13 protein-coding genes are annotated in these 16,695 nt (G+C 63.3%); 6 read left to right on the top strand and 7 right to left on the bottom strand.

Going from position 1 to position 16,695, the window contains the following annotated elements:
• The first annotated feature begins 158 nt into the window (after window positions 1-158).
• From carB to K9F62_18365, 5 genes are all read left to right on the top strand, one after another.
• Window positions 159-3,398, top strand: coding sequence for a carbamoyl-phosphate synthase large subunit (carB, locus tag K9F62_18385; protein UJX40637.1), 3,240 nt, complete (start codon window positions 159-161; stop codon window positions 3,396-3,398).
• Between the two features lie 18 nt (window positions 3,399-3,416).
• Window positions 3,417-4,832 (top strand): amidophosphoribosyltransferase, encoded by a 1,416-nt coding sequence (gene purF, locus K9F62_18380; protein ID UJX40636.1) that lies wholly within the window; start codon window positions 3,417-3,419, stop codon window positions 4,830-4,832.
• A gap of 6 nt (window positions 4,833-4,838) precedes the next feature.
• Window positions 4,839-5,198, top strand: a complete 360-nt coding sequence (locus K9F62_18375; GenBank protein ID UJX40635.1) for a hypothetical protein — start codon at window positions 4,839-4,841, stop codon at window positions 5,196-5,198.
• Window positions 5,199-5,396: 198 nt separating this feature from the next.
• Window positions 5,397-5,738: a metalloregulator ArsR/SmtB family transcription factor gene (locus K9F62_18370; protein ID UJX40634.1), complete on the top strand. Its 342-nt coding sequence runs from the start codon at window positions 5,397-5,399 to the stop codon at window positions 5,736-5,738.
• A 117-nt stretch (window positions 5,739-5,855) separates the two neighbouring features.
• Entirely contained in the window at window positions 5,856-7,046 is a 1,191-nt protein-coding gene (locus tag K9F62_18365) for a putative sulfate/molybdate transporter (protein UJX40633.1), read from the top strand.
• Window positions 7,047-7,270: 224 nt separating this feature from the next.
• Here the strand turns inward: K9F62_18365 and K9F62_18360 are convergent, their stop codons facing one another.
• The 7 genes from K9F62_18360 to K9F62_18330 all read right to left on the bottom strand — a co-directional run bounded on the left by K9F62_18360 (window position 7,271) and on the right by K9F62_18330 (window position 16,269).
• Window positions 7,271-8,227, bottom strand: coding sequence for a rubrerythrin (locus K9F62_18360; GenBank protein ID UJX40632.1), 957 nt, complete (start codon window positions 8,225-8,227; stop codon window positions 7,271-7,273).
• Window positions 8,228-8,471: 244 nt separating this feature from the next.
• Entirely contained in the window at window positions 8,472-9,299 is an 828-nt protein-coding gene (locus K9F62_18355) for a hypothetical protein (protein ID UJX40631.1), read from the bottom strand.
• A 151-nt stretch (window positions 9,300-9,450) separates the two neighbouring features.
• Window positions 9,451-12,231, bottom strand: coding sequence for a magnesium-translocating P-type ATPase (mgtA, locus tag K9F62_18350; protein ID UJX40630.1), 2,781 nt, complete (start codon window positions 12,229-12,231; stop codon window positions 9,451-9,453).
• 121 nt (window positions 12,232-12,352) lie between these two features.
• Window positions 12,353-13,441 (bottom strand): HprK-related kinase B, encoded by a 1,089-nt coding sequence (locus tag K9F62_18345; GenBank protein ID UJX40629.1) that lies wholly within the window; start codon window positions 13,439-13,441, stop codon window positions 12,353-12,355.
• The gene (locus K9F62_18340; protein UJX40628.1) at window positions 13,438-14,322 is read right to left on the bottom strand and encodes a GAK system ATP-grasp enzyme; all 885 of its coding nucleotides are present in this window, start codon (window positions 14,320-14,322) and stop codon (window positions 13,438-13,440) included. The genes K9F62_18345 and K9F62_18340 overlap by 4 nt, the downstream gene beginning before the upstream one ends.
• Before the next feature lie 32 nt (window positions 14,323-14,354).
• Window positions 14,355-15,989, bottom strand: a complete 1,635-nt coding sequence (locus K9F62_18335) for a phosphotransferase (protein UJX40627.1) — start codon at window positions 15,987-15,989, stop codon at window positions 14,355-14,357.
• Entirely contained in the window at window positions 15,982-16,269 is a 288-nt protein-coding gene (locus K9F62_18330; GenBank protein ID UJX40626.1) for an amphi-Trp domain-containing protein, read from the bottom strand. The genes K9F62_18335 and K9F62_18330 overlap by 8 nt, the downstream gene beginning before the upstream one ends.
• A 239-nt stretch (window positions 16,270-16,508) precedes the next feature.
• Here K9F62_18330 and K9F62_18325 point away from each other — a divergent pair, with 239 nt between their 5' ends.
• A complete protein-coding gene (locus K9F62_18325; GenBank protein ID UJX40625.1) occupies window positions 16,509-16,691 on the top strand; it encodes a nitrogen fixation protein in 183 nt (60 codons plus the stop codon).
• The last annotated feature ends 4 nt before the right edge of the window (window positions 16,692-16,695 follow it).

The raw sequence follows: 16,695 nt of genomic DNA, 5'->3' as shown, positions 1-16,695 counted from the left end.
CGCATAAGGGGCAGGGGCCGTTGCGGGAGGGGGCACTCCTTGTATAGGGTTCCCCTCTTGCACGCCCCCCTTCCTAAATTCCTTGCCCATCGGGCCGAAGTGGCTTACTTGTTGCCGGTTCCGCTTTTTTCGTTCCACCCTCTACAAAAAATACACTCATGCCCAAACGGACGGATATCAAGAAGATCATGATCATCGGCTCCGGGCCCATCGTCATCGGACAGGCCTGCGAGTTCGACTATTCCGGTTCCCAGGCGGCCAAGGCCCTCAAAGAAGAGGGGTACGAGGTGGTCCTGGTCAATTCCAACCCGGCCACCATCATGACCGACCCGGAGCTGGCCGACCGCACCTATGTCGAGCCCATCGAGCCCGGCACGGTGGCCCGCATCATCGCCCGGGAAAAACCCGACGCCGTGCTGCCGACGCTTGGCGGTCAGACCGGGCTCAATACGGCCGTGGCTTTGGCCGAGTCCGGCGTTTTGGCCGAGCACGGGGTGGAGCTGATCGGCGCGTCCCTGGACGTGATCAAAAAAGCCGAATCCCGGGAGCTTTTTCGCGAGGCCATGGAAAATATCGGCCTCGTCATCCCCCAGAGCGGCATCTGCCATACCATGGACGACGTGCGCGAGTGGGGCAAGAAGATCGCCTTCCCCATCATCGTGCGCCCGGCGTTCACGCTCGGCGGCACGGGCGGAGGCGTGGCCTACAACATGGAAGATCTGGAGAAGATCGCCGCGCGGGGACTGGCCTGCAGCATGAAGAGCGAAATCATGCTGGAGCGCTCGGTGCTCGGCTGGAAGGAATTCGAGCTCGAGGTCATGCGCGACCGGGCCGACAACTGCGTGATCATCTGTTCCATTGAGAACATTGATCCCATGGGCGTGCATACCGGCGACTCGGCCACCGTCGCTCCGATCCAGACGCTCACCGACGACGAATACCAGAAGATGCGCAACGCCGCCATCGCCATCATGCGCGAGATCGGCGTGGAAACCGGCGGGTCCAACGTCCAGTTCGCCGTCAACCCGGCGGACGGCGAGATGGTCATCATCGAGATGAACCCGCGCGTGTCGCGCTCCTCGGCCCTGGCGAGCAAGGCCACGGGCTTCCCCATCGCCAAGATCGCGGCCAAGCTGGCTGTCGGCTATACCCTCGACGAGATTCCCAACGACATCACCCGCGAGACCATGGCCTCCTTCGAGCCGACCATCGACTACTGCGTGGTGAAGATCCCGCGCTTCACCTTCGAGAAGTTCCCCGGCTCCGAGGATTACCTGACCACGGCCATGAAAAGCGTGGGCGAGGCCATGAGCATCGGCCGCAACTTCAAGGAAGCCCTGCAAAAGGGCCTGCGCTCCCTCGAGATCGGGGCCACGGGCCTTGGTCCGGACGCGGTGTCCTGCGAGCCCGACCGCGAGCAGCTGCTGGCCGACATGCGCAAGCCCAATTCCCAGCGCCTCTTCCAGCTGCGCCAGGCCATGCGCTGCGGCGTGAGCCTGGAGGAGATTTTCGACGCCACCTGGATCGATCCGTGGTTTCTGCGCCAGATCAAGGAAATCGTGGACATGGAGTCCGTGCTGGAGACCTTCCCCAGGGAAAAGGTCGCCGCCGGCGATCCGGAGTGCCGGGAACTGGTGCTGGCCGCCAAGAAAGACGGCTTCTCCGATCCGCAGATCGCAAGCCTGCTGCGGCTGGCCTCGCCGCTTGACGCGCGAAAGCTCCGCCAGGACATGGGCGTTTCCCCGACCTATTATCTGGTCGACACCTGCGCCGCCGAATTCGAGGCCTACACGCCGTATTATTACTCCACCTACGAGACCGGCCGCGAAGTGGCGGTCAAGCCCGCCCGCAAGGTGGTCATCCTCGGCGGCGGCCCTAACCGCATCGGCCAGGGCATCGAATTCGACTACTGCTGCTGCCACGCCTCCTACGCGCTTCGGGCCATGGGCGTGGAGTCGATCATGGTCAACTCCAACCCCGAAACCGTGTCCACGGACTACGACACCTCCGACCGCCTCTATTTCGAACCGCTCACCTTCGAGGATGTCCTCAACATCATCGAAACCGAAAAGCCCGAGGGCGTCATCGTCCAGTTCGGCGGCCAGACCCCGCTCAACCTGGCCGTGCCGCTTTTAAATGCCGGGGTGCGCATCCTCGGCACCTCGCCGGACAGCATCGACCGGGCCGAGGACCGCGAGCGCTTTCAGGAGCTTTTGATAAAGCTCAAGCTGCGCCAGCCGGCCAACGGCACGGCGTTCACCGTGGACGAGGCGACCGTCATCGCGGACAAGATCGGCTATCCCGTGGTGGTGCGCCCCTCCTACGTCCTCGGCGGCCGGGCCATGGAGATCGTCTACGACCGGGGCGACCTGGAGAACTACTTCAAGGTGGCGGTGGTCGCTTCGGGCAAGCACCCCATCCTCATCGACAAGTTCCTGGTCAACGCCATCGAGGTGGACGTGGACGCCGTTTCCGACGGTACGGACACCTACGTGGCCGGCGTCATGGAGCACATCGAGGAGGCCGGCATCCACTCGGGCGACTCCGCCTGCGTGCTGCCGCCCCACAGCCTGTCGCCGGAGCTGGTTGCCGAAATTGAGCGCCAGACCGTGGCCCTGGCCCAGGAGTTGGGCGTCATCGGACTCATGAACATCCAGTTCGCGGTCAAGGACGGCGATATCTATATCCTTGAGGTCAACCCCCGGGCCTCGCGCACCTCGCCCTTCGTGTCCAAGGCCACGGGCGTGCCCCTGCCGAAACTCGCGACGCAAGTCATCATGGGCCAGAAGCTCAAGGATCTGGCTCCCTGGACCATGCGCAAGACCGGCTACTACGCGGTCAAGGAATCGGTCTTCCCGTTCAACCGCTTTCCGGGCGTGGACGTGCTTCTCGGACCGGAAATGCGCTCCACGGGCGAGGTCATGGGCGTCGACGCCTCGGTGGGGCTGGCCTTCATGAAAAGCCAACTCGGCGCGGGACAGAACCTTCCCCTGTCGGGAACGGTGTTTATTTCCGTGGCCGATGGGGCCAAGGACGACGTGCTGCCCGCGGCGCGTATCCTCAGCCAGGTGGGATTTAGGATCATGGCCACCAAGGGCACGGCCGCCTATCTCGAAGGCAAGGGCATCGCCGTGACCCCGGTCATGAAGGTGTTCGAGGGCCGGCCCCATGTGGTCGACCACATGAAGAACCGGGAAATCGACCTGGTCATCAACCTTATTTCGGACAAGCGCACGGTGCGCGACTCTATGGTCATTCGACAGACGGCGCTTCTCTACGGCATCCCCTATACGACCACGGCGGCCGGGGCCAAGGCCATGGCCCAGGCCATCCGGGAGATGGGGGGCGGGCAGGGGCTTACCGTCAAAAGCTTGCAGGAATATTACGCGGGCAATTAGTCCCGACCACGGCGCATCATGAAAAAGGAATACTGCGGACTGTTCGGCATCTACGGCCATCCCGAGGCCGCGCGGATGACCTATTTCGGCCTCTACGCCCTCCAGCACCGGGGGCAGGAATCGGCCGGCATCGTGACCTGGGACGGCACCCGTATCCGCGAACAGCGCGGCATGGGGCTCGTGGCCGATGTCTTCTCCGAGCGGCATCTGGGCAAGGAGCTCAAGGGCACGGTGGCGGTGGGGCATATCCGCTATTCCACCACCGGCGCCTCGCTTTTGCGCAACTGTCAGCCCTTTCTGGTGCGCTTCGGCGACTACCACATGGCCATTGCCCACAACGGCAACCTGGTCAACACCCTGGAGTTGCGTCAGGAGCTTGAGGCCACGGGGTCCATCTTCCAGACCACCATCGACTCCGAGGTGTTCGTGCACCTGATCGCCAAGTTCCTGGGCTCGTGTTCCCTGGAAGAGGCGGTCATCAAGGCCTGCAACAAGGTCAAGGGCGCGTATTCCATATTGCTTCTGGTCAACGACAAGATCATTGCCGTGCGTGACCCCCATGGCGTGCGGCCGCTCATGCTCGGGCGCATGGGCGACGCCTACGTGATCGCTTCCGAGACCTGCGCCTTCGACCTCATGGAGGCCGAGGCCATCCGGTCGGTGGCCCCGGGCGAGATGCTGGTCATCCAGGACAAGCGGCTCCAGTCCTACCGCATCTGCGACCCGCAGCCGGTCAAGCAGTGCGTGTTCGAGCTGGTCTATTTCGCCCGCCCGGACTCGGAAGTCTTCGGCGAGGTGGTCTACGAGCGGCGCAAGCAGATGGGCGCGACGCTGGCCCACGAAGCGCCGGTCGACGCCGACTACGTCATGCCGTTTCCCGATTCCGGCTTTTACGCCGCCATCGGCTATTCCCAGGCCTCGGGCCTGCCCTTCGAGATGAGCATGGTGCGCAACCACTACGTGGGCCGCACCTTCATCCAGCCCTCCCAGGACATGCGCGATTTCAGCGTTCGGGTGAAGCTCAATCCGGTCAAGAGCATGATCAAGGGCAAGCGCATCCTCATCGTCGAGGATTCCATCGTGCGCGGCACCACCATCCGCACCAGGGTCAAGCGCCTGCGGGAACTCGGCGCGCGCGAGATCCACATGCGCGTATCCTGTCCGCCCATCCGCTTCCCGTGCTTTTACGGCATCGACTTCTCTTCCAAGGGCGAGCTGATCGCCGCCCACCAGACCGTGGACGAGATCGCCAAGTTCATCGGCCTCGACTCGCTGCATTACTTAAGCATCGAGGGGCTGCTGGAATCGGTGCGGGGCAATAGCGAGAAGCCGCCGTACTGTCTGGCCTGCTTCGACGGCGACTATATGATCCCGCCGTGCGGCGAGGGGCTCAAGAACTGCCTGGACGACGTGAACGTGGCCCTTTCCTGGTAGGACGGCATGGGGTTCAATCTCAATCTCGATCTCTCCGGGGCCAAGGACAAGTCGCTGTCCAAGCTGCTTCTCTCCTCGGCCCGGCAGTACCTCCACGAATACGGCGAGGTCCGCGACCTGCGGGTCGATACGGCTGCCCGCACCATCACGGTCGAAGTGCTGCCCGTGGGCGAGACCGAACCCATCCGGGTGACGGTCTTCGGCTACGGGCTGGCGACCGACGGCTCCGGGCGCGGCTTTCTCACCTACGACGACATCGCCTTTTCCCGCCAGTGGCTGACGCTGCTCGCCGAACGCATCCTGCCGGAAAAGCGCCTGCCGTTGCCCTCCGGCACGCCCATGGGGCTTTTGCAGACGCTGTTATAGCCTCCCCGGGATGGCCCACCGCATCCTTTGCGGCCCGGGCTTTCGCATCGCGTGGGCACAGGCTCGCCTCACCGCCAGCCTTTCCTTGCTGTCGTTCGATATCTTCCGTCACGGACTGAGTTTTGCGCTTTCCGCTTTGGAATCAACGCATTCGATCGCCTGTATTGGCAACGTCGCGCCGATACGCTACAGGGAACCATGCAGCCAAACCAGATCCAGCTGGCCCAGCGGGCCAAAGTGTTCAAGGCCCTGGGGCATCCCAGCCGCCTGCTCATGGTCGAAGCCCTGGGCTCGGGCGAAAAATGCGTGTGCGAACTGCGCGAACTGGTCGGCTCCGATATCTCGACCGTTTCCAAGCACCTGAGCGTTCTTAAGGAAGCCGGCATCGTCACCGATTCCCGGCGCGGCACCAATATCTACTATTCCCTACGGATGCAGTGCGTGTCCTCCTTTCTCTCCTGCGTGCGCCGCTTTTTCGACCAGCAGGTCGAGGAACAGTTCTTGTATCTCGAAGACTTGCGCAAACAGGTGCGGTCCTGAGCGACCGCCTTTTTTGCTTGCCTTAGTCACACGAATTTTCTAAAATCCGTGTCATCAAACGCCGTAAAAGGCCCGGCGCCTGTCCGTTAAATTATGCGCCCGGGCGAAGGAGGCGCCATGTTCCAGACGGATGGTTCCGCGCATGACGGCACGCGATCGGCAACGGAAGGCATATTGGTGCACGGCGGCAAGACGCCCAACCGCTACGACGCCATGGAGTGGGCCGGCGCTTTCGGCGACATCGGCACGCTCATTCCCTTCGTGGTGGCCTACATCACCATCCTCGGCGTCGATCCCCTGGGGCTCCTTTTCATGTTCGGTGTGTCCAAGATAGCCGCCGGACTGTTCTACAAAACTCCCATTCCCATCCAGCCCATGAAGGCCATCGGCGCGGCGGCCGTGGCCGGCGGCATCTCCCCGGCGGCGCTTTTCGCCTCGGGGCTGACCACCGGACTTTTCTGGCTGCTCATCGGCCTCACCGGAACCATCAAATACGTGGCGCGCCTTGCCACCAAGCCCGTGGTGCGCGGCATCATGCTCGGGCTTGGCATGACCTTCGTGGTCGAGGGCATCCACCGCATGGTGGGCTCGCCGTGGCTGGCCGGCATCGCCCTGACCATGACCTTCGTGCTGCTGTCCAACCCGAAGATCCCGGCCATGTTCGCGCTGCTGGTGCTCGGCGTCGTGGCCGCTGTCGTCTCCAATCCGGCGCTTCTGAGTGAGCTGGGGCAAGTCAGCATCGGCTTTCGGCTGCCCCAGTTCGGCTTGCACCAGATACGCTGGGACGACATCGTCACCGGGACGCTCCTTTTTACCCTGCCCCAGATTCCGCTGACGCTCGGCAACGCGGTGGTGGCCATCACGGCCGAGAACAACGACCTGTTTCCGGATCGGCCCGTCACCGAGCGCACCATGTGCATAAGCCAGGGCGTCATGAACCTCGTCTCCCCGATGTTTGGCGGCGTGCCCATGTGCCACGGCGCGGGCGGCATGGCCGGCCACGTGCGTTTCGGCGCACGCACCGGCGGGTCGCTGGTGATCCTCGGCACCATCGTCATCGTCATCGCGCTTTTTTTCAGCCAGTCCGTGGCCGTCATCTTCAAGATGTTCCCGCCGGCGGTGCTCGGGGTGATCCTGTTCCTGGCCGGAGCCGAACTGGCCGTGACCGTGCGCGACATCGGCACGAAAAAGTCCGAATTCTACGTGATGATCGTGGTGGCCGGATTCGCCATGTGGCACATGGGCGTGGCCTTCGTCGTCGGCGTCATCCTGGACACCGCCTTACGCCGGGAATGGATAAGAATTTAAAGAAGGAGAAAAGTGCGAGAGGGGAAACCCTTTGCAAAGGGTTCTCCCCTCTCGCGCTCTCCCCTTCCTAAACTTTTTAACGATTGTAGTCGGATATATTCTTAAGTTGGGTGAAACGCCGTATTTTCACCTTTTGAAAGTTTTTGAGGGTGGGGGGCCGGGGGAGGGAACTTTTTTCAAAAAGTTCCCTCCCCCGGATGCCTTCTCCTCCCCCTATCTCCCCCCTAGGCACTTCCAATCAACATGCCGGTGGCGAAGACCAGCGCGCCGCCGAGGCCGACTTGCACGGCGGCGGAGAAGGCCGGCGTGTCCATGTATTTGGTCCGAATCCAGGTGATGGCGGCCAGTTCCAGGGCCACCACGGCGAAGGCGACGGTCATGGCCATGCCGTAGTGGGGGATGAGAAAGGGCAGGGTGTGGCCGATGCCGCCAAGGGTGGTCATGAGGCCGCAGACGACGCCCCGCAGCCAGGGATGCCCCCGTCCGGTCATGCTGCCGTCGTCGGAAAGGGCCTCGGCGAATCCCATGCTGATGCCCGCGCCGAGGGAGGCGGCCAAACCGACCAGAAACGCCTGCCAGCTGTCCTGGGTGGCCATGGCCGCGGCAAAGACCGGGGCCAGGGTGGACACGCTGCCGTCCATGAGTCCGGCCAGACCGGGCTGGACGACTTGCAGCACGAACAGGCGGCGCTGGGTGGCGGCCTCGGTTTCCCGGGCTGTCGCGTTCAGGTTGGTTTCGGTCAGCCGCTCGGCGCTTGCCTCGTGCTTGCGCTCGGCCTGGGCCAGATCGTCGAGGAGCCGGCGGATATCGACATCCTGGCTTCTGGCCGCCGCCTTCTCGTAGAAAAGCAGCGTTTCCCCTTCCATATCGGCGGAGAAGTTGCGCACGGCTTCGAGCTTGAGTTCGGGCGCGAGCCAGATGGGCTTGCGCTGGATGAATCCCTTGACGTCCTGGCGGCGGATCAGCGGGATGTGCTCGCCGAATTTCGCCTTGAACAGGTCGGTCAGTCGTCGCCGGTGCGTGGATTCCTCGGCCTGCATGCCGTCGAACACGGCCGCCGTGGCCGGATAGGTGTCGCGCAGGCGGTTGGCGAATTCGGCATAGATGCGCTCGTCCCCCTCTTCCAGGGAGATGGCCAGGGCCAGGATTTCCGGCTCGCTGAGCTGTGAGAATTTTTTCATGGATGCGTGTGCTCCTCACACGGTCTTGCGGGCAGTCGCGGCATGCGCATGGTGGGCTTGCCGCCGCGTATGGGGGATAGTGCCGGCGTCTGCGCGGCGGTATTGACGCTGGGCCGAGAAAGTACGCGGGCCGTGGAAGGGCTGCAAGAGGGTGGCCCGGCCCGGAGCCTGCGGCGCAGGCGTCGGCGCACACAGGAGCCAATGTGGTTGCGTCATCCCTCTGGTCGACTCTTGGGCTACGCCGCTAGGCTTCCGCTGGCGTGGGCCGGGCCAGAAGACCGCGCAGCTTGGCCTCGATGGCCGCCATGGGTTCATCCAGACAAAACGAGGCCCCCCGCTCTCCGGTCGGGGAGGCGTTGCCGAAATAGGACAGCACCAGGCGCGGCGTCTTGAGCCCGTTGGCCAGGGCCGCCGGGGAACTCTCCACACCCACGAAACATCGCGCCCGCAGCATGAGCCCGGCCGTGGCCAGCATGTCCGGCGATTCCACCACCGGCCCTTGAAACCAGTCGTAAAGCGCTCCTTCGCCCGGCCCGCACACGGCCACCACCGGCAGTGGGGCGCGAGCGAACAAGGCCGCCCAGAACATGGGAAGCGCCTGCAGCAATTCCGCTCCGGCATAGCGCTGGAACGTCCCGCCCAACCCATGGAAGACGATGAATTCCTCCGGGGCTTGCTCCGGCGCGAACAGGCAGCGTTCCCCGGGATTGCGCGGCAGTGTCAACCCGTAGCCGCGTTCCAGGTTGCGGAAATACAGTTCGCCGATGTGCATGGCGAAAATTTCGTTCGGACAAAGCTCGTGATAGACGCCGAGATGGTAGACCGCGTCATAGGCCTGTCCGGAAGGGATGCGCCAGGGCGGGGAAGCGAAGGGGCGGCCGTCTTCTCCTGGCTGGTTGGTCGGGCCGAAGGCCCGGTGCAGGTAGGGCTGTCGCCGCAGCAGCGGCAAGGCGGGCCGGGCCGCCGCCTGGAGGTCGATGGACGCATCCAGGTGGCGGCCAAGCTGCATGATGCAGGGGAGGGCGTAAAAGAGGTCGCCCGCCAAGTCGGGGCAGGTCACCAGTATCTTCATGACGCGATGGTTGCCGCGTCCGGCGGCCTGCGAGGACACAGGGCGGATATTGCGGTCGGCACGGTCCTTCCCTTGTTTTATCTTGGCGCGACACGGTAGGTTTATTCCTTGATTTTACAAAAAACCATACCTGTTTTTGGCGAATGCCGCTCTAGGCCGTGGCGCAGCGCGACTGGATGCGCCGCACCACCCAGGATTTCACCACCTGGGCCAGGCACATGTAGCCGAAGATGACGCAGGCGATAAATCCCCAGTAGCTTGTCGGCGGCACGACCAAGCCGAAGGTGCCGGCCAAGGGGGAAAACGGCAGCCAGATGCCGACGATGCAGATGCAGATGGTCGTAAGCCCCAGCGGCACGCTCGACCAGCTTTGCAGAAACGGGATGCTGTCCGTGCGGATCACGTGGACGATGATGGTTTGGGACAAAAGCGATTCGATGAACCAGCCGGTCTGGAAAAGCGCCGCGTTGTGCCAGGCCCCGAAGAAGTGGATCATGATGAAGAAGGTGACGTAGTCGAAAAGCGAGCTGACCGGGCCGAGGAAAAGGATGTAGCGCCGGATGTCGTCGATGCGCCAGCGCCGTGGCTTGCTTAAGATGTCGGCATCCACGTTGTCGGTGGGGATGGCGGTCTGGGAGAAGTCGTACATGAGGTTGTTGACCAGAATCTGGATCGGCAGCATGGGCAGAAACGGCAGGAAGGCGCTGGCCCCGAGCACGCTGAACATGTTGCCGAAGTTGGAGCTGGCCCCCATGCGGATGTACTTGGTGATGTTGAAGAAGATCTTGCGGCCTTCCAGCACGCCGTGTTCGAGCACGTGCAGGCTTTTTTCCAGCAGGATGATGTCCGCCGATTCCTTGGCCACGTCCACGGCCGAGTCCACGGAGATGCCGACGTCGGCCGCGCGCAGGGCCGGAGCGTCGTTGATGCCGTCGCCCATGAACCCGACCACGTGGCCGGTCTGGCGCAGGGCCGTGACGATCTGCTCCTTTTGCATGGGATCGAGCTTGGCGAATACGTGGCAGGTCGTGACCGCCTCGTGGAGTTCCTCTTCGGACATTTTCGCCACCTGGTCGCCGGTGACCAGGTGTTCGCCGGCGTCGAAGCGGACTTCCCGGCAGATCTTGGCCGTGATGACGGCGTTGTCGCCGGTTAAAATCTTGGGCTTGATGCCGTGGGCGACCATGGCGGCCAGGGCGTCGGCTGCCGTGTCCTTGGGCGGGTCGAGGAAGGCCAGGTAGCCCATGAGCGTCATGTCGCACTCATCGGCCACGGCGAAGTCGCGGCGCGAGCCGTCCACTTCCTTGTAGGCCAGGGCCACCACGCGGAAACCGTCGTCGTTGAGGTCGTGGACGAGTTTCTGCCGCGTTTCCAGATGGGTTCCTTCCAGGGGCTTGATGACGCCCCTTTTGAGGTAGGTGCGGCTGTGGGCGAAGACTTCCTCGGCCGCGCCCTTGCAGATGAGCACCGCCTTGTCGGTGCGCTTGTCGCGCACGATGACGCTCAAGCGCCGGCGCATGAAATCGAAGGGTATCTCGTCGAGCAGTTCGTACTGGGACGGGTCGATGGTGCTGCCCGCTTCGTCGCCGGTATCGATGACAGCCAGGTCCAGGGCGTTTCGAAGCCCGGTTTGCAGCTTGCTGTTGATGTAGGCGTATTCCAGGACCGAGCAGTCCTCCTCGCCTTTGATGTCCAGATATTTCTCCAGGATGATCTTGTCCTGGGTCAAGGTGCCGGTCTTGTCCGTGCACAGGACGTCGATGGCCCCGAAGTTCTGGATGGCGTCCAGGCGTTTGACGATGACCTTGTGTTTGGACATGGCCAGCGCCCCCTTGGACAGGCACACCGTCACCACCATGGGCAGCATTTCCGGGGTCAGCCCCACGGCCACGGCCAGGGCGAACATGAACGCCCCCATCCAGTTGCCGGTGGTCGCGCCGTTTACCACGAAGACGAAGGGCACCATGACCAGCATGAAGCGCAGCATCAGCGTGGTGAAGCCCTTGATGCCGCGATCGAAATCGGTTTCGACGCGCTTTTGCGACAGCTTGGCCGCGATGCCGCCGAAATAGGTCTTGGCCCCGGTGGCCGTGACCACCGCCGCCGCCGAGCCGGACACGACGTTGGTGCCCATGAAGCACATGGCCGGGTCGCCGAGGCCGCTTTCCCCGTCCGGGGGCGGCTGGTCGGCCGGCCGGGCGGATTTCTCCACGGGCAGGGCCTCGCCTGTCAGCATGGCCTGGTTGATGTGCAGGTCCTTGGCCCGCAAGAGCTGGACGTCGGCCGGCACCATGTCGCCGGCGGCCAACAGCACGATGTCCCCGGGCACCACGCCGGCCAGGGCGATCTCACATTGCTTGCCGTCGCGCAGCACCGTGGCCGTGGTATGGACCATCTTTTTGAGTTCCGCCGCGGCGGTGTCGGCCTTGGCCTCCTGGATGACCTTGAGCACCACGCCCATGAGGGCCATGCCGATGATGACCACGGCCGAACGGACGTCGTCGGTGGCGTAGGATATGGCCCCGAGCACGAGCAGCAGCAGCACCAGCGGATTTTTGACCGCGTCGAAAATGCGGTCGAAAAGCGTGATGCGCTTGGCCGTGGCGGCCTGGTTGGGGCCGTACTGGCGGAGGCGTTCGGCGGCTTCCTGGGCGGTGAGTCCGGCCATGGCGGACTTGGGCTCGGGCTCGGGTTCGTTTAGGTGCGCGCCCAGGGCCGAGACCTGCAACCACAAGCCTTCCAGGTGCTTGTAGGCGTCGTAGGCGGTAATCTTTTTCTGGTGGGCCAGCCCGCCGAAGGCGTGGGCCTTTTGCACGAAGTGTTCGAGGTTCTTGATGAATTCTTCTTCGGGGCCAAGGCTGAGGCCGGCCTGTCCGGACGGGCCGGCAAGGGGCTCCCGGACGGCATCGGCCGGGAATTTGGGATCGGTCATAGGGGCTCCGCGTCGTTAGGAAAGACAGCCGGGCGGCGGGGAAAGGCGATGCCGGAAGGCCGTTATGCACCGGGCTGGCCTCGCGGGGGATGCGTAGCGGCACATCCCCCGCGAGACCGTTCTAGGACTGTGTTTCTTTTAAAAAAGCGAGGCAGGCCTCGGCCGCCTTGTGGAAATCAACGCCGCCGTCGATTTCGAGTACGGGCAGGTCGCCCAAAAGATCGAGGTAGGCGTTCTGGCTGGCGATGGAGGGTTCGGACGCGTCCTCGAATTCGTAAAAAAGGCCCACATCCTTCATGAACGCGGCCATGAGGTCGCGGCGCTGGCGCAGGTCGACGCGGTTAGCGGTCATGGGCGAGGTGTCCCGCTTCCAACGCAGGACCACAAGCCCGGTCATGGGGCAGGCCAGTTTGAACCGGCCCGGGCCAAAGCACTCGTCGATAAACGCGTCGTACTTGTGCTCCAGGTCCCACAGCTCGGCGTCGGGCAGGGCGGAGAAGCGCTTGCGGTCAGCCTCGTCCATGACCGGTGCCAGGCTCGGGTTGTTGAGCACCGTGCCCGGGTTGACCCGGGGCATCTTGGCCACGCCGGTCATGGTCAGGGACCCGTCGCCGTTTTTGGAGACCATCACCCGGTCGTTGCTGATGAACGTGGTGCCGTGGCGCATGATTTCCAGGGCCAGGGTGGACTTGCCGGCCCCGGAAAAACCGGAGATGACCAGCCCGGAATTCTTTTCGGCCACGCCGGCGGCGTGAAAGAGCAGGGCCCCGGCCTTGAGGCAGTGCTCGATGAAGCGGTTGTTGATGAAATTGACGACCTGGTTGTCGTTTTCGATGCAGGGGCCCACGGCATAGTTGTCGCCACGGCCGAAAAGAAAGACCAGCCCGGTCAGGAGCTTTTTGACTGCACGGCCGTCCGGCACGTCGATGAAGGCCTCCTTGAGCTTGGTCTTGCCGGGTTCGCGCTGCTTGATGGCGAAGGGCAGGTCGAAATCCGGGGGACCGGCCTCGATGGCCGTGACCGGAATGGTGACCGACCCGCCGCCGCCGATGAAGTCGCGGTAGTAGTTGGCGAGCTTGTCGATGAGTGCCTTGGAATTGGCGGAGACGATCACGGTCACCGCGTCGAAGGTGATCTCCAGTCGGTGGGTGATGGGTGATTCCTCGAGAATCGGGGCCATGATGCCGGCAATGGTGGGCAGGGCTGTCATGCGATTTTCTCCAGTACGTAGTCGGCATAGGCCTCGGCCGCGTCGATGCCGCAGGCGTCAAGCAGCCCCCGGAAGCCGCCGAAAGCGGAGACTTCGTAAATGGCCGCCCCGTCCGGGGTTTCCACCACGTCCACGCAGGTAAAGGCCATGTCCGGAAAAAGCGACTGGGCCTTGTGGGCCAGGGCGATGATGGCGTCGGACGGGGAGTGGGGCACGTAATGGCCACCGGTGCGGGTGGTGGTGTCCCAGGACGTGCCGCTGCCCTGCCGGGCGTAGGTGGCCAGGTATTTGCCGCCCAGAAAGGAGACGCCGAGGTCCAGGTGGCCTCCGGCATGGGAGACCATCTTCTGGATGTACATGACCTGGTTGCCGGCCGCCTTGTAGTCGGCGATCTCCTCGCGGGCCTCGGGGGTGTCCTCGATGACGGTCATGCCCCGGGCCTTGGAGCTGTAAAGCGGCTTGAACACGGCCTTGCCGAAGCGGGTGACGGTGGCGGCCGCCTCCTCGATGTCCTCGGTGATGACCGTCGGCGGCATGGGGATGCCGCCAAGGCGCAGGGTCGCCGTGCCGCTTAGGCGGTCGATCAGGCGAAACATGCTGTCCGGATTGGAGAAGACAGGTACGCCCCCGGCGTGCAGAAAGCGCAGGATTTCCATGCGGTCCAGGGCGTCGGGGGAATAGCTCGGCGCGATCTTCTTGACGATGATGGCGTCGAGTTCGGTCAGGTCGGTCCCCTGGCAAAACGCCTTGCCCGTTTCCAGGTCGAGGCGTACCTCGGCCATGTCGATGCACAGGCGAAACCCGGTCTTCAGTTCCAGGGTATCCAGGAGCCGCAGGGTGGACCATCCCTTGGGGATGCCCACCACGCCGATTCTCTTCATTCTATCCTCCCTTGGTCAGGCTTGTGTGCAGGTTAGTAGCAGACCGCGGCCACGGGCAGCCGGAAGCCGGCCGGGTCGCCGCCGTGGCCGGCCACCCGCGAGAGCAGGTAGATGCCGCGGGAAAGCATCTGTCTGGAAAAGCGTTCGCTCAGTTCGAAGCGGGTCGAGGTGATAAGCGACCGGGCCAGCCCCAGCGCCACCCGGATTTCGAAGGACGTGTCGCCGTGTTTGGCGGCGAACGCCCGGGCGAAGTTGAAGAACTCGACAATGACGGTGTTGAGCACCCGCCGGCGTTCGGCGTCGAAGATCGGCAGCCGGAAATTGGAGATCATGAAGACCGATACGTCCTGGGCCAGATCGGCGTCGGCCGAGCGGTGCAGGTCGATGTAGTGGATGCGGTCGGCGGCCGGGTCGTAGAGGATGTTGTTGCTGTTGTAATCGCCGTGGATGTAGATCGTAAACGGCGCGGACAGCTTCTCCTCCACTGTCTCGGCCGCGGCGATGGCCGTTTCCAGACGCGGCAGGGGCAGGGCGCCGATGGACCGGGGCGGAGCGTCGAAATTGGGGTGCACGGTCAGCACCTCGCCGAGCCTGGCCCGCAACTGGGGCATGCACCCGGCCGCGATGGGCTCGCGCGCCAGGGTCTTTTGCCAAAGCGTCGCGGCGGTCAGGCACTGGGCGGTCAGGGCCCGACGCAAAAGATCCAGGTCGCCGGCCACGGCCAGGTCCTGGATGGTCTGCCCGGGCAGCAGTTCCACCAGCATGGAGCTCGATTTCTTGCCTTCCCGGAAGGCCTCGACCCGGGGCGGCAGGCCGGGCAGGAGCGACTCCCAATGGGCGATGTTGGCCGCTTCCTTGCGCAGCTTGGCCGTGTCGCCGTCCTTGAAGATGACGTCGCGGCGGGCGAGGTCCTCGCCCGGGGCCGGGTCGGCGATGCGCCCGATGCGGCAGCCGGAGCGGGTGCCCCAGATGGATTCGAATTCCAGTTCGGACAAGGGCAGTTCGTGGCCGCTTTCGGCCAGGATGTCCTTTAAGGCCGTGAACTGGTGAATTTTGAATTTGTCGCCGGTGATGCCGAAGATGGCCGCCTCGCCGATGTTTAAGAGCGCATCGCCCATGCGTTCCAGGTAGCGGAAGATAAAAAGCGTGGTTAAAAGGTCGCCGGTCTGGTAGCCGGTGCACAATTCGTCGCGGATGCGGTCGAACTGCTCCTTGTACAGGCGGTCCAGATGTAGCTCGCAACGGCATATCTTGAGCGCTGCCGACATGTTGCGTTCGAGCACCGCTCGCGGCATCCAGTCGAAGGCGTGTTTTACCTCGTCGAAGAACGGTTTATAGGCGTAGCGCTTGATGCATTCGGGGTCGTCGTAGTGCCTTGTCTGGCGCACGATGTTGACGGCATGGTCGCCCACCCGCTCCAGGTTGTTGCCGATGATGTTAAACGAGCGGATGTAGGCCACTTCGGCCGCGCTCGGTCGTTTTTCGCCATGCAGGGTGGCGAAGCAGGCGTTTTCGATGACGCTTTTGAGGTTGTCGATATAATCGTCGCGGGCCTCGATCTTGGCGATGGCGCGTTCGTCGTGGTTTTCCACGACGGACAGTGTCGCCTCGATCTGCCGTTCGACTTCGACCAGGAGGAATTTGAAGTTCGTTTCGATCTCATGCATCGCTGGGGTCCTGGGGCGTGATCAGCAGGGGGGCGTCGAGAAGGTCGCATTCGTCTTCCCGCTCCTTCCAGCGAAACGTCATCTTGAGCTTGCGGTCCTCGCCCTTGAGCTTGCCTTCGATGGTGACCGCCACCAATCCCTTGGGCAAAAGTTCCATGATCTGTTCACCCTGGGTGAGCGTGACGGCCCCTTTGGCGAAACCGTCCCGCACAGCCTCCAGGTATTCGGCGATAACGTCCGGCTCCTGAAGCCCTTCGTACTTGAAAATCTTGTTCGCCACAGTGCCTCCTTTCGTCCGTTCGCGGCGCGGGCGCCGCGCGGCAGTGGGGTTGATACCACCCGATTATGAAGAAAAGATGAAGTCCGGGCCGCAAATTGACGTTGATTGCACGAAAGGACGGATTTTGCCAAACCGGGGACGCCGGAAACACCCAATTGCCACGGGGTGTTGACATTCCCTCCATATCCGCGCGCCTAAACCTTCGTAGCCATGTTTCGCAACGTCAACCGGAGGTACGCATGAGCCAGGATGCCATCGATCGCTTTATCGAATACCTGCGTGGAAACAAGGACGACCTGATCATGGTCAGCGGCATGCCGCTCGACGAACTGATCGAATATGCCGGCAAGCACGGTTTCTTCTTTACCGCCGAGGAACTCAAGGCCAGACAGGCGCTCGTGCATCTCGTGGAAGGAACATGATGCG

Origin of the sequence: Desulfovibrio sp. JY (genome assembly GCA_021730285.1) — a bacterium.
Taxonomy (GTDB): Bacteria; Desulfobacterota; Desulfovibrionia; order Desulfovibrionales; family Desulfovibrionaceae; genus Solidesulfovibrio.
Note: the sequence above shows the minus strand (reverse complement) of the source record. Positions and strands in the feature narration are given on the sequence as shown.